General features: G+C 73.7%; 15 protein-coding genes. 8 read left to right on the top strand and 7 right to left on the bottom strand.

From position 1 onward, the window contains the following. Positions 1-7 precede the first annotated feature (7 nt). Positions 8-1,675, top strand: a complete 1,668-nt coding sequence (locus tag ACFKCF_RS24035; RefSeq protein WP_394496833.1) for a thiamine pyrophosphate-binding protein — start codon at positions 8-10, stop codon at positions 1,673-1,675. Here the strand turns inward: ACFKCF_RS24035 and ACFKCF_RS24030 are convergent. Further along, complete coding sequence (locus tag ACFKCF_RS24030) at positions 1,672-2,508, bottom strand: NmrA family NAD(P)-binding protein (protein WP_394496831.1); 837 nt, start codon at positions 2,506-2,508, stop codon at positions 1,672-1,674. The two genes, ACFKCF_RS24035 and ACFKCF_RS24030, sit on opposite strands and share 4 nt — an antisense overlap. Positions 2,509-2,836: 328 nt before the next feature. Between ACFKCF_RS24030 and ACFKCF_RS24025 the strand changes: the two genes are divergently transcribed. The 5 genes from ACFKCF_RS24025 (at position 2,837) to ACFKCF_RS24005 (ending at position 15,364) form a co-directional block, all read left to right on the top strand. Next, positions 2,837-3,649, top strand: coding sequence for a DUF4132 domain-containing protein (locus tag ACFKCF_RS24025; protein WP_394496829.1), 813 nt, complete (start codon positions 2,837-2,839; stop codon positions 3,647-3,649). A 58-nt stretch (positions 3,650-3,707) separates the two neighbouring features. Next, a complete protein-coding gene (locus ACFKCF_RS24020) occupies positions 3,708-8,534 on the top strand; it encodes a DNA-binding protein (RefSeq protein ID WP_394496827.1) in 4,827 nt (1,608 codons plus the stop codon). A 73-nt stretch (positions 8,535-8,607) separates the two neighbouring features. Further along, entirely contained in the window at positions 8,608-9,738 is a 1,131-nt protein-coding gene (locus ACFKCF_RS24015; protein ID WP_394496825.1) for an AAA family ATPase, read from the top strand. Next, the gene (locus tag ACFKCF_RS24010; protein ID WP_394496823.1) at positions 9,735-13,361 is read left to right on the top strand and encodes a DUF5682 family protein; all 3,627 of its coding nucleotides are present in this window, start codon (positions 9,735-9,737) and stop codon (positions 13,359-13,361) included. The genes ACFKCF_RS24015 and ACFKCF_RS24010 overlap by 4 nt, the downstream gene beginning before the upstream one ends. Continuing rightward, positions 13,358-15,364, top strand: coding sequence for an SWIM zinc finger family protein (locus ACFKCF_RS24005; protein ID WP_394496821.1), 2,007 nt, complete (start codon positions 13,358-13,360; stop codon positions 15,362-15,364). Before ACFKCF_RS24010 ends, ACFKCF_RS24005 begins: the two co-directional genes overlap by 4 nt. 81 nt (positions 15,365-15,445) lie before the next feature. Here the strand turns inward: ACFKCF_RS24005 and ACFKCF_RS24000 are convergent, their stop codons facing one another. Together ACFKCF_RS24000 and ACFKCF_RS23995 are read right to left on the bottom strand one after the other, a co-directional pair. Beyond that, complete coding sequence (locus ACFKCF_RS24000) at positions 15,446-16,891, bottom strand: MFS transporter (RefSeq protein ID WP_394496819.1); 1,446 nt, start codon at positions 16,889-16,891, stop codon at positions 15,446-15,448. A 71-nt stretch (positions 16,892-16,962) separates the two neighbouring features. Continuing rightward, positions 16,963-17,451 (bottom strand): MarR family winged helix-turn-helix transcriptional regulator, encoded by a 489-nt coding sequence (locus tag ACFKCF_RS23995; RefSeq protein WP_394496818.1) that lies wholly within the window; start codon positions 17,449-17,451, stop codon positions 16,963-16,965. 147 nt (positions 17,452-17,598) lie between these two features. Between ACFKCF_RS23995 and ACFKCF_RS23990 the strand changes: the two genes are divergently transcribed. Then, positions 17,599-18,846: an esterase/lipase family protein gene (locus ACFKCF_RS23990; RefSeq protein ID WP_394496816.1), complete on the top strand. Its 1,248-nt coding sequence runs from the start codon at positions 17,599-17,601 to the stop codon at positions 18,844-18,846. Between the two features lie 58 nt (positions 18,847-18,904). Here ACFKCF_RS23990 and ACFKCF_RS23985 read toward each other — a convergent pair whose 3' ends face one another. The 3 genes from ACFKCF_RS23985 to ACFKCF_RS23975 are packed head-to-tail and all read right to left on the bottom strand — an operon-like array spanning position 18,905 to position 22,587. Beyond that, entirely contained in the window at positions 18,905-19,975 is a 1,071-nt protein-coding gene (locus tag ACFKCF_RS23985; RefSeq protein WP_394496814.1) for an ABC transporter permease, read from the bottom strand. A gap of 6 nt (positions 19,976-19,981) precedes the next feature. Then, on the bottom strand, positions 19,982-21,550 hold the full coding sequence (locus ACFKCF_RS23980; protein WP_394496812.1) for a sugar ABC transporter ATP-binding protein: 1,569 nt from the start codon (positions 21,548-21,550) through the stop codon (positions 19,982-19,984). Further along, entirely contained in the window at positions 21,550-22,587 is a 1,038-nt protein-coding gene (locus ACFKCF_RS23975; RefSeq protein WP_394496810.1) for an ABC transporter substrate-binding protein, read from the bottom strand. The genes ACFKCF_RS23980 and ACFKCF_RS23975 overlap by 1 nt, the downstream gene beginning before the upstream one ends. Positions 22,588-22,865: 278 nt before the next feature. Between ACFKCF_RS23975 and ACFKCF_RS23970 the strand changes: the two genes are divergently transcribed. Continuing rightward, complete coding sequence (locus tag ACFKCF_RS23970; RefSeq protein ID WP_394496808.1) at positions 22,866-23,651, top strand: hypothetical protein; 786 nt, start codon at positions 22,866-22,868, stop codon at positions 23,649-23,651. 15 nt (positions 23,652-23,666) lie between these two features. On the opposite strand, the gene ACFKCF_RS23965 is transcribed toward ACFKCF_RS23970, so the two are convergent. Continuing rightward, positions 23,667-23,976, bottom strand: a 310-nt coding sequence (locus ACFKCF_RS23965) for an alpha/beta fold hydrolase (protein ID WP_394496806.1), incomplete at its 5' end; no start/stop codon positions are given.

Raw genomic sequence — 23,976 nt, 5'->3', positions numbered from 1 at the left:
TCCGACCATGTCACGGGGACAAGTCGTGCGGACGGGCGGCGACCTGGTCGTCGAGTCGCTGGCCGCGCTCGGCGCCACCACGGTCTTCGGCGAGCCGGGGCAGCACGCGCTCGGCCTGTTCGACGCGCTGCGCCGCTCGGACCTGCGCTATGTCGGGTGCCGTACCGAGCTGAGCGTCGCGTTCGCGGCCGACGGCCACGCCCGCGCGACCCGTTCGGTCACCCCCTTCCTGGTCTCGACCGGCCCGGGCGCGCTGGGCACCCTCCCCGCGCTCATGGAGTCCCGCGCGGCCTCCGTCCCCGTGCTGGCCGTCAGCAGCCAGATCCCGGCGGACGGGCTGGGCGGGCGGCGCAAGGGCTACCTGCACGAGCTGCCGGACCAGGCCACGTCCTTCAGGGACGTCGTGAAGTCGGTGCGCGTGGTGCGGACGGCCGGGCAGATCGCGCCGGCGCTGGCCGAGGCGTGGGAGATGGCGCTCACCGCGCCCACGGGCCCGGTCCTGGTCGAGATCCCGCAGGACGTGCTGCTCGCCGAGACCGGGATCCCGGCGGTGAGCGAGCTGCGGGTGGCGCCGAGACCGCTCGTCCCGCGGGCCGAGCTCGTCGCCGCGGCGGCGGACCTGCTGGTACGGGCGGCGAACCCGGTAATCCTGGCCGGCGGCGGAGTGGTGCGCGCCGGCGCCCAGGCGGCCCTGCTGGAGCTGGCCGAGGAGCTGGACGCGCCGGTCGCCACCACGTTCGGCGCGAAGGGCGCCTTCCCCTGGGAGCACCCGCTCTCGCTCCAGTCGTGGCTGGAGGACCGGCACCTGACGGCGTTCCTGGAGGAGGCCGACGTGCTGCTGGTCGTGGGCTCGGGGCTGGGGGAACTGTCCAGCAACTACCACACGATGCGGCCGCGGGGCCGGGTCGTGCAGATCGAGGCCGATCTCGGCAAGCTCGAGTCCAACCATCCGGGGCTGGCCGTCCACGCGGACGCCCGCCTGGCGCTGGAGGAGCTGGCGCGCGCCGTGAAGGGCGCGCGTACCGGCGGGGACGGGGCGGCACCCCTGCCGGGGGCCCAGCCGGCGGCACGGTCGGGTACCCGGTCGGCGGTCCGCGACGTGCTCGCGCGCGTCGCCGCGCGGCTCGACACGCAGGACCTCGCGCTCGAACGGTCGGTGCTCGCGGCCATCGACCGCGCGCTACCGGAGCAGGCGCCGAGCTTCTGGGACATGACGATCCTGGCGTACTGGGCCTGGTCCGCCTGGCCGCGGCCGATGGAGTCGGCGCAGGGCGCGGGCGGGCTCGGCCACGCCCTGCCCGCCGCGCTCGGCGCGGCCGCCGCCACCGGCGGGCCGGTGCTGGCCGTCAGCGGCGACGGTGGGGCGATGTACGGCCTGGCCGAGCTGGCCACGCTGCGCCAGCACCGGCTCGACGTGACCTGGCTGATCGTGGACGACGGCGGCTACGGCATCCTGCGCGAGTACATGACGGACGCGTTCGGCGCCGCCACGGGGACCGAGCTGGCCAGACCGGACTTCGTCGCCCTCGCGGCGTCCTTCGGCGTGCCCGCCTGGCACACCACTCCGGAGGACCTGGAGAGCGACCTCGCGCGGGCGCTGCGGACGCCGGGGCCGAGCGTCGTCGTGCTGCCCGCGACCCTGCGCATGTTCGCCCCCACCCACCTGACGAGCTAGCTCTTGCGGAAGGCGTCCGCGTGGTCGCGCGCCCACTCCTCGAACGTGCGCGGCGGCCGTCCGAGCACCTCCTCCACGGTCGGATGGACGGTCGCCTCGTCGAGCGTGCCGTCCACGAAGAACTGGAAGAAGGCGTCCACGTACTCGACCGGCATGCCCGCTTCCATCTCGGCCCGCGCCTGGCTGTTCGTCAGCCCTTCGCACCGCAGGTCCCGGCCCAGCACCCGGGCGAGAACGGCCACCTGGTCGGCGGGCAGCAGCGCGCGGGAGCCGGTCAGCTCGTGGATCCGGCCCTCGTGCTCGCCGCTCAGCAGCGCGCGGGCCGCGACGGCCGCGATGTCGTACGGGTCGACGGCCGCGACCGGCACGTCGGCGAACGGCACCCGGACCACGTCGCCGGCCTCGAGCTGCGGGAGCCAGCGCAGCGCGTTGGACATGAACGACCTGGGCCGCAGGAACGTCCAGGGCAGCCCCGACTCGCGCACGGCCCGCTCCGAGAGCGTCATGTAGCGGGAGACGGCGTTGCTCAGGTCCTCCAGCGCGGCCGAGCCGCCGGACAGGAGCACGACGTGCCGCACGCCGGCGTCGCGGGCGCGGGCCAGCAGGCCGGGCATGTCCGCGTAGCCCGGCATGAGGTAGAGCCCCTGGACGCCGTCGAGTGCCGCGGCCAGGCTCTCCGGCTGGTTGAGGTCCCCGGTCACGGGCTCGGCGCCGGCCGGGAGGGCGGCGCGGCGCGGGTCGCGGACGAGCGCCCGGACCGGCCGGCCGGCCGAGGCCAGCGCGGCGACAAGTTCGGAGCCGACGTTGCCGGTGGCCCCGGTCACTAAGATCATGTCGCCAGACTATCGGGAGTCCCGTCACGGCCGAGCCGCCGGTCAGGGGTCACGACCGCCGCATGCGGGTGACGGACGGGCAGGGGCCGGGGCCGTGCAGATCGACGGGCAGGCGCGGCCGCGACAAGGGCACGCGCCCGATAATTTGCGAGATCCGCGCATTTGTCGGTCAGTGCCGCTAGGTTCGGCGCAACAACAGCGGCAGGGGCACGAAAATCCCTGCTCATTCGACATTTCATGCCCGGATTCGGGCTTCTGGAAGGCGGGAACCCCCTTGGGTTGGCTGGCAGCAGGCGAAGGGTACGAGGTTGCCCTGATAGAGGGCCGGGTGGCGGCGCGAGCCACCTCCGGCCGGTCGGCGGGACGGCAGCTGAAATCGCTGCCGAAGGCGCTGCGCGATCACCCTGAGGTGGGCCGGCTGCGCCGGTTCGCCGAGTGGCTCGACCGCCACGCCGCCGCCTGCGTGGCGCAGGCGGACCTGTGGATGGTGTCGTCGCTGCCCGTGCCGACCGGGCTGCTGGCCCGGGTGTGGCCGGACGAGGCGTGGCAGTCGGCGCTGCGCGACCTGGCCGTGGTCGGCGACGACCCCGACGAGGTGGGCTTCCTGCGCGACGCCACCGAGACGGGCGAGCTGCGGGTGGTCAACCTCGACGGCGAGACCGTACGGCTGTCGCCGCGCACGGTGACGCTGCCCCACCCGGTGCTGCTGCCCGACCTCGACGACCTGCGGGAGTTCGCCGCCGAGCTGGGCGTGGTCCAGAAGGTCGAGCAGATCCACCGCGCCACCTGGCGCAAGCCCGCCGACCTGGACGGCAGGGCGACGACCGTGACGGAGTTCTCCGGCGGCACGTACGACTCCCGCTTCGGCCTGGCCGCCCGGGCCACCACGCTCGGCTACCGGGTCACCGGCGGCTACGCCACCTGCCGCGTCCGCGACGCGGGGGCCATCACCGAGGCGAGCGTCTGGATCGGCGAGCCGTACTGGGACGACGAGGTGAGCACGGGCGGTCTGACCTGGCAGGACCTCGACGGCAGGACGTTGCCGCTACGCGAGGTCGGCCCGGTGGCCTGGTCGGAGGGGATGCGGATGGCCGCGGCGCTGTACGCGGGGCGCAAGGTCGAGGAGGGCAAGGACGCATGAGCGAGCGACCAATCGAACACAGCCGAGGCTCGCTCATGCGACCGACGAAGGAGGGCGCATGAGCGAGCAGTTGTTGAAGGCCGGGGCGATCCTGCCGCCGGACACCGAGAGCGCGGTCGAGGGCGCCGTGCCGATGACCGTCCGCCGCTACCGTCACCCCGCGCTCGACGACCGCGTGGTCGTGCGCCTGGTCGCGGGCGAGCTGGGCGCGGCCGAGGACCTGGCGGCCGGGTTCCTGGGCCTGGAGCCCGAAGGGGAGCCCGCGGTGGTCGGGCTCGGGTTACGGCGTTCGCTCGGCTTCCCCGAGTGGGTGCTGGTGCACCACCCCGGCGACGGGCAGCACGCGCTCGCCGTCGTGCCGGAGCTGGAGCGGATCGCCCGCCAGGCCAAGTCCAAGCCGAAGAACGCGCTCGACGGCTACCACGAGCTGGCCCGCCGGCTCGGCGCGTCCGTGCCGCACTTCCTGCCCACGTTCTACGAGCAGGCCGGACGGGTGTTCACCGGCGTGGAGAACGCCACCTACGCCGCCCAGATGTTCTCCAGCGCGCGCAAGTCGGAGGCCGAGCACGGGCTGGCGATCGACGAGGACCGGCTCGACTCGGTGTTCCTGGAGTTCGCGCTGGCGGGGGCGCTGCCGGTCAAGGTGCTGTCCGGTTACGCCAAGGAGCTGGCCGGCCGGGTGTCCGCCGAGGAGGCGCTGCGCCGCTTCTCCCAGCTGTGCGTGCGGCGCACGGCGGGCGGGATGCCCCCCTCCGCCCAGATGGCCACCGACCTGCGCCGCCTGGCCAGGGCGGCCGGCGTGGACGCCGACGCGACCGAGCAGGCGTACCTGCGCGAGCTGCTCGCCCTGCCCGCCACCCTGCGGGCCGCCACCGGCTGGTGGAAGGCCCACCGCGCGGTGATCGGGGCGCTGGCCGCGCGCGAGCCCGAGGTGCGCGCGACGCTGCTCGCCGTCATGCCGCAGAGCCACGACAACGACGTGCCCGGTGTGTGGCTGGACATCCTCGAGACGGCCGGCGCCGTCGACGAGCTCGTCTCGGGCCAGGTGCCGGAGGACGGCGTGTCCGGCTGGCTCCGGCGCTTCCTCACCACCCGCAACGCCACCTGGGGCCTGCCTCCGCGGCTGCCGGTCCTCTACTCGCTCGTCGAGCGGGCCGCCGGCCGGCTGCGCGCCGAGCTCGCCGGGACCACGACCCGGCTGACGGACCCGTACGACGTCGACCTGCTCGACCTGTTCCTCGCGCTCGGCCTGCCCGTGGCCGACCCCGGCGAGAGCGACTACCTGCGGCTGGAGCACTGGGCGAAGGGCGAGGGGCAGCGCGACCTGACCGCGCTAGCCGCCGACGGCCGGTTCACGCCGTCCTTCCAGCGGGCGGCGGACTCGTTCACCGGCGACTCCGACGGGCTGCGCGCCGTCCGCCTGCTGGCCGCCTCCGACGGCGGCCGGCCGCTGCTGGCCGAGTGGGTGCGCAAGGTCTGCGCGCGGTCGGCATCCGCCGGGCTGCCCGCGCTGCCCGACGCGCTGCGACGGCTGTCCTGGCTGCCGGGCGAGGCCCTGGTCCTGGCCGAGGACGAGGTACGCCGGGCCGCCACGGCCGACGTCTCCCCCGTGCTCGCCCGTACGCTGCGGACCGGGATCTTCGACGAGCTGGGCTGGCCGGCCTGGGACGAGGCCGCCGCGACCCTCGTGCCGAGGAAGGACGTCGACGACATCGTGGTCGCCGACGCCTGGCCGTACCTGATCGCGGCGGGCGCCCGGCAGGTCCGCGTGCTGGGGCGGGAGGGCACCCTACTCACCCACGACCTGCGCGTCCCGCCCAACGACACGTGGAGCGACATCGGCTACCACTACGTCGACGGCGACCTGCTCGTCTACTGGCCGTCCCGTGCCGCCGACAACGCCTTGCGCGGCTACTGGCACACCTCGGCCGACCGCGTCCACGCCGTCGAGAGCCAGAGCGGCAGCACCCGGGGCACGCGCCTGGACTGGTACCGCGGCGACGACCCGGTCACCCTGGCGCTGCCCGGCGGCGGCCGCACCACCGGGCTCGGCGTGCTGCACCCCGGCGACACCGCCGTCCCCGCCGAACGGTCCGTGATCACCGACGGCACCTCCTACTGGGTGTGGACCTGGGACGGGTCCGACCACGACACCCTCGGCTGGCACGAGTACGACCCGGTCAGCGGGCAGCACGGCAGGAAGAGCATGCCTGCCTTCCTCACCGACATCCCCGCCGGCACGACGTTCGAGAGCGGCTGGCTGCTGCCCGCCCCGTCCGAGGAGGCGACCCCGGGGGGCGTGCCCGTGGGCGGGCTGTTCGGGTGGCGGGTGACGCGGCTGTCCGACGGTTCGCTGCGCGGCGAGGACCTGTCCGGCCGCGCGATCACCCTCCCGCCCGGCGGCGGCAAGCCGGCGCGCATCCTGACCTTCCCCGGCACCGACCGGCCCGTGGCCGTCCTTAAGGGGAGCTACCGGGTCGAACTGGTCGATGCCGACGGCGTGTGCGTCGCCACCGCCAAGACCGACGCCGCCCCCGGCACGTTCGGCGAGGGCACGATCATCCTGCCGCCGCTGCGCTACTGGCACCACCTGCGGCCGAGGGACCCCGAGGGGTCGGCCGCCCTGCGCGAGCTCGGCCCGGAGACCGCTTCGCGGCTGCTGGCCGCGGCCCGTGAGGAGGACCTGCCGGCGCGGATCCGGGAGCTGCTGCCCCAGGTCAGCCACGACGGGCTGGTGGCGGGCATCGCCGGGATCGTACGGTTCGCCGGCGCGCAGCAGGCCGCGCTGGACGCCGTCGCCGCCAGGCTCACCGAGTCCCTGGCCGGCGGGCATCGCGAGCAGGCTCCCGCGGGCCCCACGGACGACGCGCTCCAGGAGGCGCTCAGCGGGCTGGAGGTCTCCACCTCCTCCTACTACTACTGGCGCCACGAAGCCGACGGGGCCTTCCAGCAGATCCGGAGGATCCAGGCGCTGGCGGACGAGGCTCCGGCCGGGGTGGGCCGCATCCACCTCGACCTGCCGGAGCTGCCGTACTCCAGCCTGGACTGGGAGCCGATGCTCGACCACCTGGCCGCGGTGGCCTACCGCACGGGATCGGCGACCATCCCGGAGGAGCACCGCGTCACGTCGGAGCGGCTGCTCCAGGCCCTGGCCGAGGCCGGGCTGCCCATGGCGGCCGGCCCCTCGCGGTGGCGCCGCGTCAGCGTTCACCTGCCCAAGCGGTATCTGGAGAAGCCCGACGGCGAGTGGCGCGACGGCACCTGGCTCGGGGTCCTGCCGCTGGAGGGCGGCGCGTTCCTGGTGTTCCTCAGCCACGACTCGCCCGAGGTCTCCGGGACCCGGTGGCGGGCGCTGTTCCACGACCCGTCCGGGCGGTTCGAGGCGCCCCAGCCGTACACGCTGAGCTCCTCCGACCCGGTCGGCGTGGACCGGCCGCAGGGGTGGCTGGAGGCGTTCCGCGCCGAGCTGGCCGAACGCGGGCCCGCGCCCTGGCGGCCGGAGGCGGCCGAGGAGTTCGCCCGGCTCACCGGCGTCTCCCTGACGATGGCCCGGCTGGTCGTGGCGGGCCTGCCGGCCGTCGACTCGTACGAGCGCTCCTTCCTCGCCAAGGAGACCCGCGCCACGATCGGCGTGAAGGTGGCCGACGCCGCCGTCGCCCGCGACGAGCTGCGCAAGCTCGGCGCCGGGATCCGGCGGGCGGTCGTCGCCGCGCTGCTGCCCCTGGAGCCCGCCCGGCTCTGGAGCGACGGCCCCGACGTGGCCGCCGCCGCGGCCGTCTGGAACGGCAAGATCGGCCCCCGGACGGCCGTGCCCGAATGGCTGCTCGGCGAGGCGTCCCGCGCGGTCAGGACCGGCTGGGACACCGGCCGCGCGCTGCGCGCCCTCATCAACCCGGCCGGCGAGCCGGAGCTCGGCCGCGACCTGGTCTGGGCCATCCGGGGCGACCGCGCCAGGCCCGCCGACGACAACGCCACCGGCTTCACGGCCGACACCCTCTACACGGTCATCGTCATGTCCCGCTGGCTCGCGCACCGGCTGCCCGCGGGCGACCCGATCCGGGCCGCGCTGCCCGGCGCGCTGGCCGCCGTACGCGACCGGCTGGCCGCCCCCGGCCTGCTGCTCGACCTCGGCCGGTACGTCGACCTGCCCGCCTTCCGCAAGGCGGCCGGCACGCCCACCGAGACCGGCGAGGGGTACGAAAGGTACGGCGCCGTCGTCATGGCCACCCACGACGACCGGCCCGCGCCCGCCGTGCGCATGTCGCTCCTGGACGAGGCCGGTGACGACCCCTACCTGCGGGCCCTCATCGGGTCGGAGGAGCCGTTCCCGGTCATGGACGCGCTGGCGACCGTCCGCGGCCCGCGCTTCGAGGCCCTGCTGGCCGACCCCGGGGACCCGCTCGCCGGGGAACGCGGGGCCGACGGCACGTGGTGGCCGCAGGACCCCAGCCGTTCCGTGCCCCATCTGGTCGTCGAGGTGGCCAAGGAGTTCGGGCTGGGCGAGGACGCCGCGACCGCGTACCTCATGCTGCTGGCCATGCCCGACCCGACCGACCGCAACGCGGCCCGGTGGACCGGCTGGAAGCCCGCCCGGCTCAAGTCGGCCCAGGCCGAGCTGGCCGACACCGACCTGGTCGTGCGGGCCACCCGCGAGCGGGCGGGGCGCTCGCTGTTCCTGCCCGGCGGGTGGACGGCGCAGAGCGCGCCCAGGCTGCCGCTGGAGCAGTGGAAGCTGGGGCTGTTCGACGTGGCGGGGTCGTCCGGGGTGCCGCTCGTCCCCGCCGAGCCCGCCGCCGAGCTGTACGCCAGGGCCTGGGGCCGGGTGCGGGACGGGGACGCGCCCCGCTTCGAGGAGCTGAAGGTGAAGCGCGGACGCCGCCGCTGACCCTGCTCGGGGCGCGCCCCTTCTCCGGGGCGCGCCCATCCATCCACCGATGACTCAGAGGACTTCTCTTCTCATGACCTTGACCGAAGATCGCGCCCCCTCGGCCCGGCAGGTGCTGCCCGCCGAGGAGCGCCACGCCGCCGAACTCGCCTTCCTCGCCGCCCACGACTCCGGCCCCCGCCCGCCCGGCTGGGCGCTGACCCCGCGCGCGGTCGTCACCTTCATCTGCGGCAGCGGCGACGAGACGCTGGGCGGCCGGATGAAGATCGCGCCCAAGTTCGTCGGCGAGCGCGCCCTCGTCGAACGCTGCGTCGTCACCCTCGCCGGCGAGCGCGGCCTGCTCCTGGTCGGCGAGCCCGGCACCGCCAAGTCGATGCTGTCGGAGCTGCTGGCCGCCGCCGTGTGCGGCACCAGCGCGCTCACCGTCCAGGGCACCGCCGGCACGACCGAGGACGCCTTCCGCTACGGCTGGAACTACGCCCTGCTCCTCGCCCAGGGCCCCAGCCGGACGGCGCTCGTCGACTCGCCCGTGCTCACCGCCATGCGCTCCGGCCGCGTCGCCCGGGTGGAGGAGATCACCCGCTGCCTGCCCGAGGTCCAGGACGCGCTCGTGTCGATCCTGTCCGACCGGCGGGTCAGCGTGCCCGAGCTGGCCGGGACCGAGGACGCGCAGGTCGCGGCGGCGCCCGGGTTCACCGTCATCGCCACGGCCAACCTGCGCGACCGCGGCGTCTCGGAGATGTCGGCGGCGCTCAAGCGGCGCTTCAACTTCGAGACCGTCGGCCCCATCTCCGACGCCGACGCCGAGGTCTCCCTGGTGCGCCGCCAGGCCACGGCCGTCGTCGAGCGCGCGGGCGCGGCCTTCGGCGTGGACGACGCCGTGCTCGACGCGCTGGTCACCGTCTTCCGCGACCTGCGCTCCGGCCGCTCCGCCGAGGGCTGGGACGTCGAACGCCCCGGCACCGTCATGTCCACGGCCGAGGCCGTGCAGGTGGCGGCCTCGCTGGGGGTGGCGGCGGCTTACCTGCCCACCGGCGACGTGCTGGACCTGGTGCCCGGTCACCTGCTGGGCGTCGTGCGCAAGGACGACCCCGCCGATCACGGGCGGCTGCTGGGCTACTGGGACGGGCCGGTGCGCAGGCGCGCGGAGGACGGGTCGGCGATGTGGCGCCGCCTGTGGGACCTGCGGGAGAACCTCCGTTGACCGCTCAGAGCCTCAATCCGCCCGTGCCGGACGTGGATCCCCGGGAGGCGGTCGCCGCGCTGGCGGCCTCGTCGCGGCCGTACCTGCTGGGGGTGCGGCACCACAGCCCCGCCCTGGCCGTGGTGCTGCCCGCGCTGCTGGACGCCGCCGATCCCGAGGTGGTCTGCGTCGAGCTGCCGGCGGACTTCCAGCCCTGGCTCGTGCACCTGGCCGACCCGGGGACGCAGGCCCCTGTGGCGCTCGCGGGGGCGCGGGGTGACGGCGGGCTCGGGTTCTACCCGTTCGCCGACTTCTCGCCCGAGCTGGTGGCCATCCGGTGGGCCTGGAAGCGCGGGGCGGAGGTGGTCTGCTGCGACCTTCCGCTGTCCGACCGCGGCTGGCACGCCACCGCGCAGGCTCCCCTCGCCGAGGAGGCGGGCCCGCGGGCCGTCTCGTTCGCCGAGGGGCTGGCCAGGGCCGGCAGCGGGCGCGACGGCGACGACATGTGGGACCGCGCCGTCGAGGTGCTCGCTCCCGGCTGCGAGCCCGAGGCCGTCCGCCGCGCCGCCCTCGGCGTCGGCTGGGCCCTGCGCCGCGACGCGGAGGCCGCGGGCGGGGTGCCCGCGATGGACCTGGCCCGCGAGGCTCACATGCGCCGCGTCCTCGCGGCCGCCGCGGCCGGTGGCCGTCGGGTCGCGGCGGTGATCGGCGCCTTCCACGCCCCCGCCCTGCCCCTGCCCTCCGGCGAGACCGCCGGACCCGCCGTGGCGTCGCCCTCCGGCGAGACCGCCGCCCCTGCCGCGGGGACGCCCTCCGAGGAGATCGCCGGACTCGCTGCGGGATCGGCCGGGGTGGCGGGGCCGGTGCCCGTGACCTCGCTCGTGCCGTACGCGTTCGACCTGCTCGACTCCCGGTCCGGCTATCCGGCCGGCATCCGGGACCCGCGCTGGCAGCAGGCGGTGTTCGCGGCCGGGGGCGACCCCGGGAAGGTCCGGGACGGCGCCGCGCGCGCCCTCACCAGCCTGTGCCGGGAGCTGCGCGCGGCCGGGCACACCGCGGGCACCGGCGAGGCCGTCGAGGCGCTGCGGCTCGCCTGCGACCTGGCCGGCCTGCGGGGGCTGCCCGCCCCCGGACGCGGCGAGCTGCTGGAGGCGGTGACGACCGTGCTCGGCCAGGGCGAGCCGCTCGGCCGGGGACGGGCCCTGGCGCGGGCGCTGGACACCGTGTTCGTCGGCACCGAGCGGGGCAGGACCGCGCCCGGCACGCCGCGTTCCGGGCTCGGGCCTGCCGTGGAGACCGAGCTCGCCGCCCTGCGCCTCCCGTGTCCCGACAATCCCGAACCCCGGGAGGTACGTCTCGATCCGCTCCGCTCCGACCTCGACGCCCGCCGCGAGGTCGCCCTCCAGCGCCTGCTCGTCTGCGGCGTCAACTACGGCGAGCCGATCGAGGTGATGGGCACGGGCGACGGAGCCGCGCTCACCACCAGGTGGCGCCTGTCCTGGACCCCCGCGGTCCCGGCCCTGCTGGACCTGGCGGGCGTACGCGGTGTGACCCTCGCCCAGGCCGCGGCCGGGACGCTGCGCGAGACGTACCGCCGCCAGTCGGCGGACGGCGGCCCGACCTGCGCCCTCATCCTCGACGGCCTGCGGACCGCCGCCGGCTGCGACCTGCCCGACCTGGTGGACGACCGCCTCGCCGACGCCGCCGTCACGCTGCCCGCCACCGCCACCCTCGCCGAGCTGCTCCAGGCCCTCGACCTCATGGAGGCACTGCGCCGCCGGCACCTGCCCGGCACCACGCCGGAGGGCCGCGAGCACGCCGCCGAGCTGGCCGGCACCCTCCTGGAGGCGGCGGTACGCGCCCTGCCGGGGCTGGCGGGCAGCGACCAGCCGGAGGACGCGGTCGCCCTGGTCGCCCTCGCCTCCCGGGCCGGCGAGGAGCGCCTGGGCCTGCGGATGGACGACGCCCTGGCGGTGCTCGCGCGTACGGCCTCGCCCCTCATGCAGGGCGCGGCCCTGGCCGCCCGCGTGCTGCTGGACCTGGACGGCCCGGCCTCGCTCGGAGACCGGGCGGCCGGCTGGATCGACACCGCCACCGGCCCCGACGGCCGCCTGCGGCTGAGCCGGCTGCTGACGGGCGTGCTCACGGCCGCCGGTCCGCTGCTCCAGTCGGCGCCCGCGGCGCTCGACCCGCTCATGAACCGGGTGGACGGGCTCACGGACAAGGAGTTCCTGGACCGGCTGCCGGCGTTGCGCGGCGGGTTCGACACGCTCAGCCCGGCCGGGCGCAGCCGGTTGCTGGGGGTGGTGTCCGAACGGCTCGGCGACCGGCTCGACGTGGCCCTGAACGCTCCCCCGTCGCTGCTGGCCCTCTGGACCGCCGCCGACGCGGCCGGGCTCGAGGCCCTCCAAGCGCTCCGGCTCCCCATCCCCATCGAGAGCGCCATGGCACCGCCGGATGGACCGCAGACCGAGGCATCGGAGGAATCGGGGGCGGTCGCCGTCCCCGTGACCGACCTCCGGCGCAGGCTGCGGCCCGCGGACCGGTGGCGCCTGCTGCTCGGGCGGGAGTCCGAACAGCTGCCCCCAGGCGCCCGCTCGTACGCCCGCGCCCTGGACGAGCTGTACGGGTCGGGCCGCGGCGAAGGCGCCAACGGCTTCGAGCCCGTTCCAGGGGACGGAGGCGGCCGGGAGGCGCCGTTCCCCACGGCACGCGAGTGGTCGGAGGAGCTGGAGGCGCTGTTCGGCTCCGAGGTTCGCGAGGAGGTCCTGGCCCGCGCCGCCGACGCCGGACGCCACGACGTGCTGACCGAACTCGACCCCGCCTCCGTCCGGCCGTCCGTGGAGCTGCTGACCTCCGTGCTGTCCCTGGCCGGCGGCCTGCCGGAGCAGCAGGTGGCCAAGCTGCGCCCGCTCGTACGCCGCCTGGTGGACGAGCTGACCCGCGAGCTCGCCACCCGTCTGCGGCCCGCCATGACCGGGGTCGCCACACCGCGCCCGACCCGCCGCCCGGGCGGCAGGCTGGACCTGCCGCGCACCCTGCGCGCCAATCTGCCGTACACGCGCCGCCTGGACGACGGGAGGCTCGTGGTGGTGCCGGAGCGGCCAGTGTTCAGCACGCGTTCCCGTCGGGAGGCCGACTGGCGGCTGATCCTGGTGGTGGACGTGTCCGGCTCCATGGAGGCGTCGGTCGTCTGGTCGGCGCTGACGGCCGCCGTGCTGGCGGGGGTGCCGACGCTGTCGACGCACTTCCTGTCGTTCTCCACGCAGGTGATCGACCTGACCGACCGGGTCAGCGACCCGCTCTCCCTCCTGCTGGAGGTACGGGTCGGCGGCGGCACGCACATCGCCGCCGGGCTCGCCCAGGCCCGTACGCTGGTCACGGTCCCGAGCCGCACGCTCGTCGTGGTGGTCAGCGACTTCGAGGAGGGCTACCCGATCGGCGGCCTGCTCGCCGAGGTGCGCGCGCTGGCCGGCTCCGGCGTGCACCTGATGGGATGCGCCGCCCTGGACGACGACGGCGTACCCCGCTACTCGATCCCCGTCGCCCAGCAACTCGTCGCGGCCGGGATGCCCGTGGCCGCGCTCAGCCCGCTCGCCCTCGCCCGATGGGTGGGCGACCGCCTCCGCGGAGAACACCGGTGAACCCCTCCACGTCAACCACTCCCGAAGCCGCTCCGGAGACGGCCCCGACCGGCTCCAGCGGCGGTCCGCTGCCACCGGTGACGCCGGAGGTGGTCGCCGCCGCCGTCGAGAGCCTGACCTCGCGGCTGCGCAAGAAGCTGGACGCGGCGATCGAACAGTACGCCGCCCTGCCCGTCACGGCCGGCGACGAGGGCGTCCGGATCACCTGCGGCGAGGACGCGGTCGTCACGCTCTCGCCGGGGCCGTCCGGGGTGATCGACGACGGTGACCAGGCGTCGTGCAGCTGCCTGCTGGCGCCGCGCTGTCTGCATCGTGCGGCCGTACTGGGCGCCTGCCCGATCGGGGACGCGTTCCCCGCCGAAGAGGAGGCCGACTCCCGCGACCCCTCCGACGCCGAACCCGCACCCGCACCCTCACCCGACGGAGCAGCGCTCGCCGGCTCCGGCGGCGAGCGGACTGCCGCGGAGCCGGGGAGCAGCGGCGCACCTGGCGGTGGAGCCGAGGGCGCGGACGGGGCCGGGTCCGTCGCGGCGCCCGAGGCGGTGGGGCCCACGGCGGCGCAGGTCGCGGCCGCCACCGGGCTGTGGGCCGCTGCGGCGGCCGTGCTGTCCGCCGGGGTGCCCGCCGCCGGCGCGGTGCCCCAGGCCGAGTTGCTGAGGGCCGCGCACACCGCCCGCCTCGCGGGGTTGCCGGGAGCGGAGGCCGCCGCGCTGCGGGTGGTGCGGGGGCTGCGCGCCGCCCGCGCCCGCCACGACGGCCACCGCCTCGCCGACCTGGTCTCCGCTCTGCGCGAGCTGCTGCTCACCGCGGGCCGGCTGGCCGGGGCGGACCCCGACCCGGCGCTGGCCGGTACCGTACGGCGCGACTACCAGCCGGGCGGGAGCCTGAAGGTGTACGGGGTGTTCAGGGAGCCGGTGATCAGCGCCACCGGGTACGGCGGCGTGGTGACGCACGTGGTCGCGGAGGACGGCCGCTGGTATTCGGTGGCCGATGTCAAGCCGGGCGGATCGGCCCGTGCCCGCGGGGCCGCCACAGCGCCCGTCGCCATCGGCCCCGCCATGCTGAACCACTCCCAGCTGTCCCGTGCCGGACTGCTGATCGTCGGTGCCACCGTCTCCCCGGACGGGCGGCTCGGGGCGGGCAAGGGCGTACGAGCCACCCCCGTCTCCGGCATGCCGTGGACGGAGGGGCCGATGGCGGCCCTGTTCGCCCGGCCGCTGGCGGAGGCGGCGGGGGCCCGGCTCTCCGGTCACGCGTGGAGCGAGTCGGACACGGCGGAACAGGCCCGCGAACCGGTCGGCTGCGACCTGGTCATCGTCGGCGCGGCCGGCGACCACGTACTGGCCCGCGCGCTGCTTCCCGATTCCGTGGGTGACGTGCGCGGTTACGGCCCGTTGATCCGGCTCGTCCCGGCCGGCCACCATCCCGAGCTGGCCCACGTCGAGAACCTGCGGCGCCTCGCCTCCCGCCCGGGCCTGCTCCTACGGGTGGTGGGCCGGGTGGAGCCGGACCGGGTGGCCACGCTGCTCCCGCTGGCGGTCGGCCCGGTCCCGGGCACGGAGGCGACGCTGCGCCTGCCCCCCGACTGGCAGGGGCACGCCGACCTCGGGTACGACCGGCTCCAGGGAGCCCACCTCCCGCCCCAGGACGCCTGCCCGCCACCTCCGGACGGCGACGAGGTGGACCCGGTGGCCGGCGCCCCGCTCTGGCGGGTACGCAGGCTGATCGAGCTGGCCGTGTCCGGCGGGAGGCGGGCGGTGGCCGAGTCGGCCCGCAACGGCGAGTCGTACGCCCAGCTGCGCAACGCCGGGTTCCAGACCGCCGCCGACCTGGTCACGGGCCTTACCGCGGAGGCGGATCGCCGCAGCCGTGACGTGTTCGGGCGGTTGACGGACGCGGGGCCGGACCGGTACGCGTGGGCGTGGGTGGCCGCCGCCACCCACCTCGCCGCCACGGAACGGGCCATGATCCACGCCTCCTGGCAGCCCGCCGGCCCCCTCTGAAGCACCCGGCCGACGCGGGCATCTTCAGGAATACGCCAGCCGCCCGGCGCGCCGTAGCACGCCGGGCGGAGGACAACCGTCTCAGACCGCAGCCGCCTTCTCTTCTGCGACGGGCAGGTCGGCGGCGACCGGGGCCGGCCGGCGCAGGACGGCGAGCCCCACGGCGAGCGCCGCGACCAGCAGCCCGGCCGAGATGCCGAACGCCAGCCGGTATCCCCCGGTCAGCGCGGCGGCCTGGCCCGCGCCGGCGGCCAGCAGCTCACCGGTGCGGGAGGCGGCCATCGTGGACAGCATCGCCACGCCGATGGCCATCCCCACCTGCTGGGTGGTGTTGAACAGGCCGGAGGCCAGCCCGGCGTCGCTCTCCCGGGCGCCGGACATGCCCAGCGTGGCCAGCGCCGGGAGCACCAGCCCGCCGCCCGAGATCAGCAGCATGACCGGGAGCAGATGGGTGACGTAACCGGCGTCCACCGTCACCCGGGTGAGCAGGAGCATCGCCGCGATGAGCAGCACCAGGCCGGCGATCAGGACGGTACGGGCGCCGAAGCGGGCGCTGAGCCGGGCCGAGACGAACAGCGAGATCGATCCGATGCCCACCGCGGCCGGGAGCATCGCCAGCCCGGTCTCCAGCGCCCCGTAGCCCAGGACCCGCTGCATGTAGAGCGCGACGAGGACCTGGAAGGCGAACATGCCCGACAGGGCCAGCATCTGGGCGAGGTTGGCGCCGACCACGTTGCGCGAGCGCAGGATCCGCAGCGGCATGAGCGGGGCCCTGGCCGTGGCCTGCCGCACCACGAAGCCGGCGAGCAGGGCCAGCGACACCGCGCCGAGGCCCAGGGTGTGGGCGGCGAGCCAGCCGTACTCCTCAACCTTGACGACGGTGTAGATGCCCAGCATCAGGCCGGCGGTCACCAGCACGGCACCGGCGATGTCCGCGCCGGCGGCCAGGCCGATCCCGCGGTCGGCGGGCAGCACCATCAGGGCGAGCGCGATGGTGATCACGCCGATCGGCACGTTGACGAAGAAGATCCACGGCCAGCTCAGGCCGTCGGTGAGCACTCCGCCCAGGACCTGGCCTATCGACGCGCCGGCCGCCCCGGTGAAGCTGAAGATCGCGATGGCCTTGCCCCGCTCCCCCGCGTCGGTGAACAGCGTCACCAGGATGCCCAGGACCACGGCCGAGGCCAGCGCGCTGCCCACCCCCTGCAGGAACCTGGCGGCGATCAGCAGGCCGGGGCCGGTGGCCGCGCCCGCCAGCAAGGAGGCGGCGGTGAAGATCGCGTTTCCGGCCAGGAACATCGTCCGGCGCCCGATCAGATCGCCCAACCTCCCGGCCAGGAGCAACAGCCCGCCGAAGGGGATCAGATAGGCGTTGACGATCCAGCTCAGCCCGGCGCCCGAGAAGCCGAGGTCCTGCTGGATGGCGGGCATCGCCACCGTCACGATGCTGCCGTCCAGGACCGTCATCAGTCCCGTCGCGGACAGCACGCCCAGCGCGGTCCAGCGCGAGTTACGCACGTACGACATGGTCTCTCCCGTCTCAAGTCGACAAGAGAGACCGTAGCAGATAGTTCCGTAATAGACGATCCTCTTCGGACCTAATTTCCGCGCTCCCGCGCCCGGCGTGCCTGCTGGGGCCCTTCGGCGGGGGTGGCGAGATGGCCGTTGACCAGGCGGTTCAGGGCACGCACCAGGACCTCGCGCTCGTCGCCGGGAAGCGCGCCGAGCGCCGCCCGGTGCACACCGTCCACGATCTCCTGGCTGCGCCTGGCTATGGCCGCGCCCGCGTCCGTGACCGCGATGATCCGTGCCCGCCGGTCGGTGCTCGACGGGCGGCGCTCGGCGTAGCCGGCCTTCTCCAGCGCGTCCACGGTGACCACCATCGTGGTCTTGTCCATGTCGCCCAGCTCGGCGAGCTGGATCTGGGTGCGCTCCTCCTCCAGCGCGTGGACCAGGACGCAGTGCATGCGCGCCGTCAGCCCGATCTCGGCGAGCGCCGCCGCCATCCGGGTCCGCAGCACGTGGCTGGTGTGGTCGAGGAGGAAGGACAGGTCGGTTTCAGTACGCGCGGGAGCCATTGCCGTCATGCCGCCAGCCTACCCAAGTCATCCCGGAACGGATTATCTACGAAGGGACGATCGATGCGACCGACACAGGGCTATGGGTGCGGCTCACATTGACCCGCACCTCTGGATCGGGCGAACTTGGCTCATCCGAGCTTCGTGGGAGGTCTGATGGGACGACGTTCGTGCAGCCGAGTGGTCACGGCTCTCGCATTGGTAGCCGGAGCACTGTTCACGGCGCCCGCCGCCGCGACCGCGTCGGCGTCGGTGACGCTGGAGGCCACCTACACCTCGGGCCTGGAGAACGGCTGGGCCCTGGTCGAGCGCCTCAAGGACAATTCCACCGGGTTCCAGGCCGAGACCTATCCGCCCGACGGGCGTGGTGATCAGACGGGGCAGGCCAGGCGCCTGTTCGGTGACGTCGCCCGGCCGCACTCCTCGCGGTTTCTGCTGTACCACGCCCCGGGCTGGCAGACAGGCGCCAAGGCCACCCCCGTGCTGCTGGTGCACGGCGCCAACCAGACCGCCGATCTGGCCTGGGCCAATCCCAATGCCCGCGGCTCGTACGGCTGCGGCCAGGCCAGTTGCCCGACCACGGGGCTCATGCAGCACCTCACCGGGCAGGGTTACAAGGTGTTCGCGATCGGCTTCCCGCACGTCACAGGGGACGGCCACTACTGGGCGGAGCAGATCCACGACGCCGTCGCCAGGATCCGGGCGAAGACCGGTGCGGCGCAGGTGGACGTGATCGGGTGGTCCAAGGGCGCGTTCAACGCGCGCATGTACGTCTCGTCGCTGCGCAAGCCCTGGGGCACGGCCTACGCGGGCGACGTCAGGAAGCTGATCCTCCTCGGCGGGCCGAACAAGGGCTTCGACTGGGGTTACCGGCACGGCTGGACCCACGATTTCGCAATATTTCCGGAATGTGGGGGGTCGTTGAACGCGCCCGCGCCCCACACCCAGATGGTCTGTTACGGCCTGTGGCGCAACCATCCCGAGCTGAGCTACGAGGGCGATGCCTACCCGGGCTCTGACGACATGCTCTATCGCTGGGACGACGTCTACCCGCTGCCCACCACCGAGCAGGACTGGTACACCACCTACTACGGCGGCACCGGCTTCTACACCGTCGGCCGCGGGATCCAGTGGGCCATCGACAGGGGCTCGCTGGTGCGGCCCCTCATCGACGCGGGCACTCCGTCGAGCGTGCCGGTCTACCAGCTGTGCGGCAACCTGCCGGACATGGCGCTGCTGCACAACGAGCACACGGGACCGTCCGACGGCGCCGTCTTCGTGGCGAGCTGCGCTGCGGGCGACGGCATCGCGAACCGGGCCGCGACCGCGACGCTCGCGCTCAACCACCTCAAGCTCGGCTGGTCCGCCACCGCCATGACCCAGATCACCGCCTGGCTCGGCTGAGCGCTCACGTGACGGCTTCGAGCAGACGGGCATGGCGGTGGACGAGCGACATCCGTCGTCAACCGCCGGCGGAGGACCGCCTGGTGTTGAGCTGGTCGAACCCGACCGCGACGAGGATGAGCACACCGATGGCGATCTGCAGGTAGAAGGCGTTGATCGCCAGGAGGTTGCCACCGTTGTTGAGGACACCCATGATCAGCGCTCCGGTGAAGGCGCCGATCGCGCTTCCCTTCGCTCCGAAGAGGCTCGCGCCCCCGATGACACAGGCGGCGATCGCGCTGAGCTCGAAGCCCGTGCCGGCGGTGGGGATGCCCGCTCCCAGCCGTGAGGCCAGCAGCACCCCGCCGAGACCGGCGAGCGTACCCGAGATCACGTAGACCGAGATCGTCACCAGGCGGACGGGGACGCCCGCGAGGCGGGCCGACTCGGGGTTGGAGCCGACAGCGTAGATGTAGCGGCCGAAGACCGTCCGGGAGAGCACGAACCACATCGCGGCGGTGACCGCGACGGCGATGATGAGAAGGTTGGGGATGCCCAGGATCGTGCCGTTGGCGATGATCTGGAACGCCTCCGGCACGCCCTGGATGGTCTGGGCGTCGGTGCTGAGCAGGACCATTCCGCGGGCGATGCCGAGCATGCCCAGGGTCGCGATGAACGGTGGCAGCAGGGCTCGGGTGACCAGCAGGCCGTTGACGAGCCCGAGCCCGGTGCCGATCCCCACCCCGAGCAGGATCGACGGCAGGATCGGCAGGCCGGCCACCAGGAGCTGCGCGGTGGAAGCGCCGGCCAGGCCGAGGACCGATCCGACCGACAGGTCGATTCCGGCGGTCAGGATGACCAGGAGCTGGCCCACCGCGATGATCCCGAAGATCGCGACCTGCCGGGCGAGGTTGGCCAGGTTGTTGGCGGTGAGGAACTCGTCGCTGGCGAGCGTGAGAGCGCCGACCGCCACGAGCAGGACGACGAGACCGCCGCTCTCCCGTCCCGCGATGTCCCCCAGCGTGAGGACCCGTCGCCTGGTCCCGATCGTCGGCTCGGGCGCCGTTTTCGGCCCCGCTTCCGCGCCGCCCGGTGGCCTGCTGACGATCGTCGTGGTCTCGATCGGCTCACGCCAGATCAGCTTGGGCATCCCGGCTCACCCCTCCTGGGCCGTCTGGGTCGGTGGCGTCGAGGCTCCCGTCCCCGAGGCCGGCGGCTCTTCTGTCGCCTCCGGGCCTCTGGTGCCGCTTGCCAGGTGGAGCACGTCCTCCTCGGTGGCGGATCCGGGTAGTTCGCCCGCGACCGCCCCGTCGCGCAGCACCAGGATGCGATCTGCGAGCCCCAGCAGCTCCGGCAGATACGAAGAGACCACGACGATCCCCAGCCCCTTCGCGGCCAGGTCCCCGATGATCGTGTAGAGCTCGCCCTTGGCCCCGACGTCGATGCCTTTCGTGGGCTCATCGAACATCAGGACGTTCGGCTTGGTGAGCAGCCATCGGGCGAGCAGGACCTTCTGCTGGTTGCCGCCGGACAGTGTCGACACCGGCTGGGCGTAGGAACCGGCCCGCAGCCGCAGGCTGTCGAGCAGCCGGTCCGCCTCCTCGACCTGCTCGCGACCGGGCAGGAGACCGCGCCGGGAGCCGCCGCGCAGGCTGGCTATGGTGACGTTCTCCCGGATCGACAGCTCCGGCAGCAGCCCCAGCACCTTGCGGTCCTCGGTGAGGAGTCCTACCCCGGCGTTCATCATCGTGCGCGGTCCGGACGGTTTCATGCGCTTGCCACCGATCTCCACCTCACCGGCGACGACAGGAGCCGCGCCGAAAATGGACAGCAGCAGCCCGCTCCGCCCCGACCCCAGCAGCCCGCCGATGCCGAGGATCTCTCCGGATCCGACGTGCAGGTCGATGGCCGGTGAGTTCTCGAAGCGGCGCAGTCCCCGAACGCGCAGCGCGGGTGCTCCGGCGTGCCGGTGGGCCTCCGGGTAGAGCGAGCTGATCTCCCGGCCGACCATCGCGGTGATCAGGCGATCTTCGTCATAGTCGCCGATCGGCCCTTCCTCTGACAGGCCCCCGTCCCGCAGGACTGTCACCCAGTCGCCGATCTCGAACATCTCCTCGAGCCGGTGGGTCACGTAGAGCATCGCGATCTCGCGCTCCCGCAGCCGCCTGACGTGCTCCAGAAACCGCTCCGACTCCGTCTCGGTGAGCGCTGTGGTCGGCTCGTCGAACACGATGACCTTGACGGAGCCCGCGCTCAGCACCTTGGCGATCTCCACGAGCTGGCGCGTGGCCGCCGGGAGCCGTTCCACGACCGTGTTCGGGCTGATGTCCGTCAGACCGATCTCGTCGAGGGCCTTTCTGGCCCGGGCCCACAGCCGACCCTTCGCGATGACCCCGTTCCGTGCGGGAAGGCGGCCCATGAACAGGTTTTCCGCGACCGACAGGTGCGGGAGAAGGCTGAGCTCCTGGTAGACGGCCTGGATTCCGGCTGCGCGCATATGTGCGGGGGTCGGCGTCGTGACCGGTCGCCCATCGATCTCGTAGCTGCCGCTGTCTCGGCGCAGCGCGCCCGTCAGCACCCGGATCAGGGTGGACTTCCCCGCGCCGTTCTCCCCCGCGAGGCAGTTCACCTGGCCGGGTACGAGACGGAGTGAGACATTGCTGAGCGCCTGGACGGGGCCGAATGCCTTGGACACGTCGCGTAGCTCGACAACCGGCCTGCTCATCATTCGGCCTTCATCGTCGGCGGGTTGAGCAACTGCCGCACATCGGGCTCGTTCATGTTCGTCTTGTCCGCCACGACGGCGCCCGGGTCGATGTCACGCGGTGGGATGCGATCGACCGTGGCCATTCCGGCCGCCAGAACGCCTTGATAGCCGAAGAAGTAAGGGTTCTGCACCACCAGCGCGTCGATGGTGCCGGCGGCCAGCGCGGCGTTCTCCTGCGGGTCGGAGTCGAACGCCACGACCGGGACGGTGCCGGCCGCCTTGTTGTCCTGGATCGCCCGCGCCGCGCCGACTCCCGAGGTGTTGTTGTCCGCGAACACCCCCGCCAGGTCCGGGTTGGCGGTCAGCGCATCGTTGACCTGCGACGCCGCGGTGTTGATGTCGTTGTTGTTGTAGCGCTGCAGCACCGCCTTGACCTGCGGGCAATTGAGTGCGAGCCCCTGCTTGAAGCCGGCGTCCCGGGCGACCAGTGACTGGATGCCGGCCACGGAGGATTCGATCAGGACGCCGCCGCTCGTCTTGTTCTGCGCCTTGAGCAGATCGCACATGCGCTTGCCGGCCTGCATTCCGGCCTTGAGGTTGTCGGTGCCGATGAAGCCCTCCGAGGCGGTGCTCACGCGGCTGTCCACGGTGATGACCTTCAGACCCGCCTTGCGCGCCCGGTCGATCGCCGAGTTCAGGGCGCTGGAGGAGTTGGGCGCGATGACCAGCCCGTCGACGCCCCGGGAAATGGCGTTCTCCACCAGTTGCACCTGCTCGTCGACGTTCGTCTCGGACGTGGGGCCGAAGGTGCTCACCTTGATGCCGAAGTCCCCGCCTGCCTGCTTCGCCCCGGCGACCATCGTCTGCCAGAACGAGGAGTCACTCGCTTTGATGACCACGTCGATCTTCTTGCCGCTCGCCGCCCCGCCCGAGCCTCCGCCCGCCGCCTGGCCCGCCGAACTCGTCGCCCGGCCGCCCACCACCCCGATCACCAGCGCCACCAATGCGATTGCCGCGACGAGTGACAGCGAGAAGACGATACGCGAGCGAGCCATGACGGCCTCCTGAAAATGCCTTCAGGGGCGCCTCGGGGCGGGACGAGCACCAACAGCGGCGAGGCGCTCCCGTGAAGAACTTTTCATTCAACAAGGACCACGTTCCCAGCAGAGCTCGGGGAGTGTCTCGGTGAAAACTAGTAAAGGGAAAAGAAGTCATTACTCACGCGATCTCTGACGCGACGGCGGACGTGACACGCCTGGCCGGAACTGATGGTTCTCCCCGCCGTCTACATACTCTGAGTAGTCGAACAATCACTCTCAGAGATTGGGGAGCCGTGCAGCGTCGCCTCACCACCGCCCTGGCCGCCCTGCCGTTCGCCGCGACCTTCGCGGCAGCCGGGCCGGCAACCACCTCCGCGGCCGCCGCCGCGGGCGTCTGCGGGACCTCCCGCGCCGACTGGGTCGGCCGCTTCGTCCAGGCCGGCGGCAAGTCGGCCGACATCAGGGGCTACCGCTCCGCCATCGTCGAAGGCCGCGAGTATCACCTCGTGCTGGTGCAGCGGGGGGAGAGCAGCACGCAGCGCATGATCGGCGACGCGGGCTCCGGACCGGCGCTCAACCTCACGCCGCAGTGCGCCGACGCCGCCAAACCGTCGAAGGTCACCAGCTTCACCTACACCTTCCAAGGCGGTGTCAGGCCATCCCCGTCTTTCATGCGTCAGGGCGCCACTGGCGCGCCCTCCGTCCAGCGCTGCAAGGCCCGCGTGAAGGAGGTCGGAGGCGCGCAGCTCTACCGCTACCAGGACTATGGCCTGCTGGCCGGCTTCGCGATGAAGCCGATCTCGGCGAAGATCGGCTACGCCACCTGCCTGACCAGCATCGGCAGGACCCTGGCGGGAGACTTCCGCTACGACCGGCTTACCGGTGACGCGAGCTCCACGCCCTTCTACAGCAAGGTCACGTCGGGTGGCCGCCGGGAGACCTTCCACCGGCTGCTGGAAGCGGGCCAGCAGGGCTACAGCGAGAACAGGCTGTACGTCCGGAGCGGCGACCTCGTACGCTGCCCCGGCGCCGAATGCGACAAACTCGCCGGATGGGCCGCCAGGCACGGCCTGAGCTGACCACGCCCGCGCCGCCTACGAAGGCATCACGGGAGGGCTGGACTCCCGTGCCTTCGCCGAGGGGATCCGGATGGCATCGGCGAGCTCGGCCGGGTGCGTCAGCTGGGGATGGTGGCGCGCCCCGGGGATGACCGTCACCGTGGCCTGTGGGAGCGTGTCCAGCAGCATGCGGCCCTCGGCGGTGAGCGGATCGCCGGCTCCCACGATGACGTGCACGCTCCCCGGGTACCGCCGCAGCGTGGCCCGGAGCTCCGCGCGCCGGTCCTCCCGGCCGGCCTCGGCCAGGAGCCGGGCGACCTCGGCGGCGCCGCGGCCGCGGCGCAGG

The organism is Nonomuraea sp. JJY05 (genome assembly GCF_043496855.1).
Classification (GTDB): Bacteria; Actinomycetota; Actinomycetes; order Streptosporangiales; family Streptosporangiaceae; genus Nonomuraea.
Note: the sequence above shows the minus strand (reverse complement) of the source record. Positions and strands in the feature narration are given on the sequence as shown.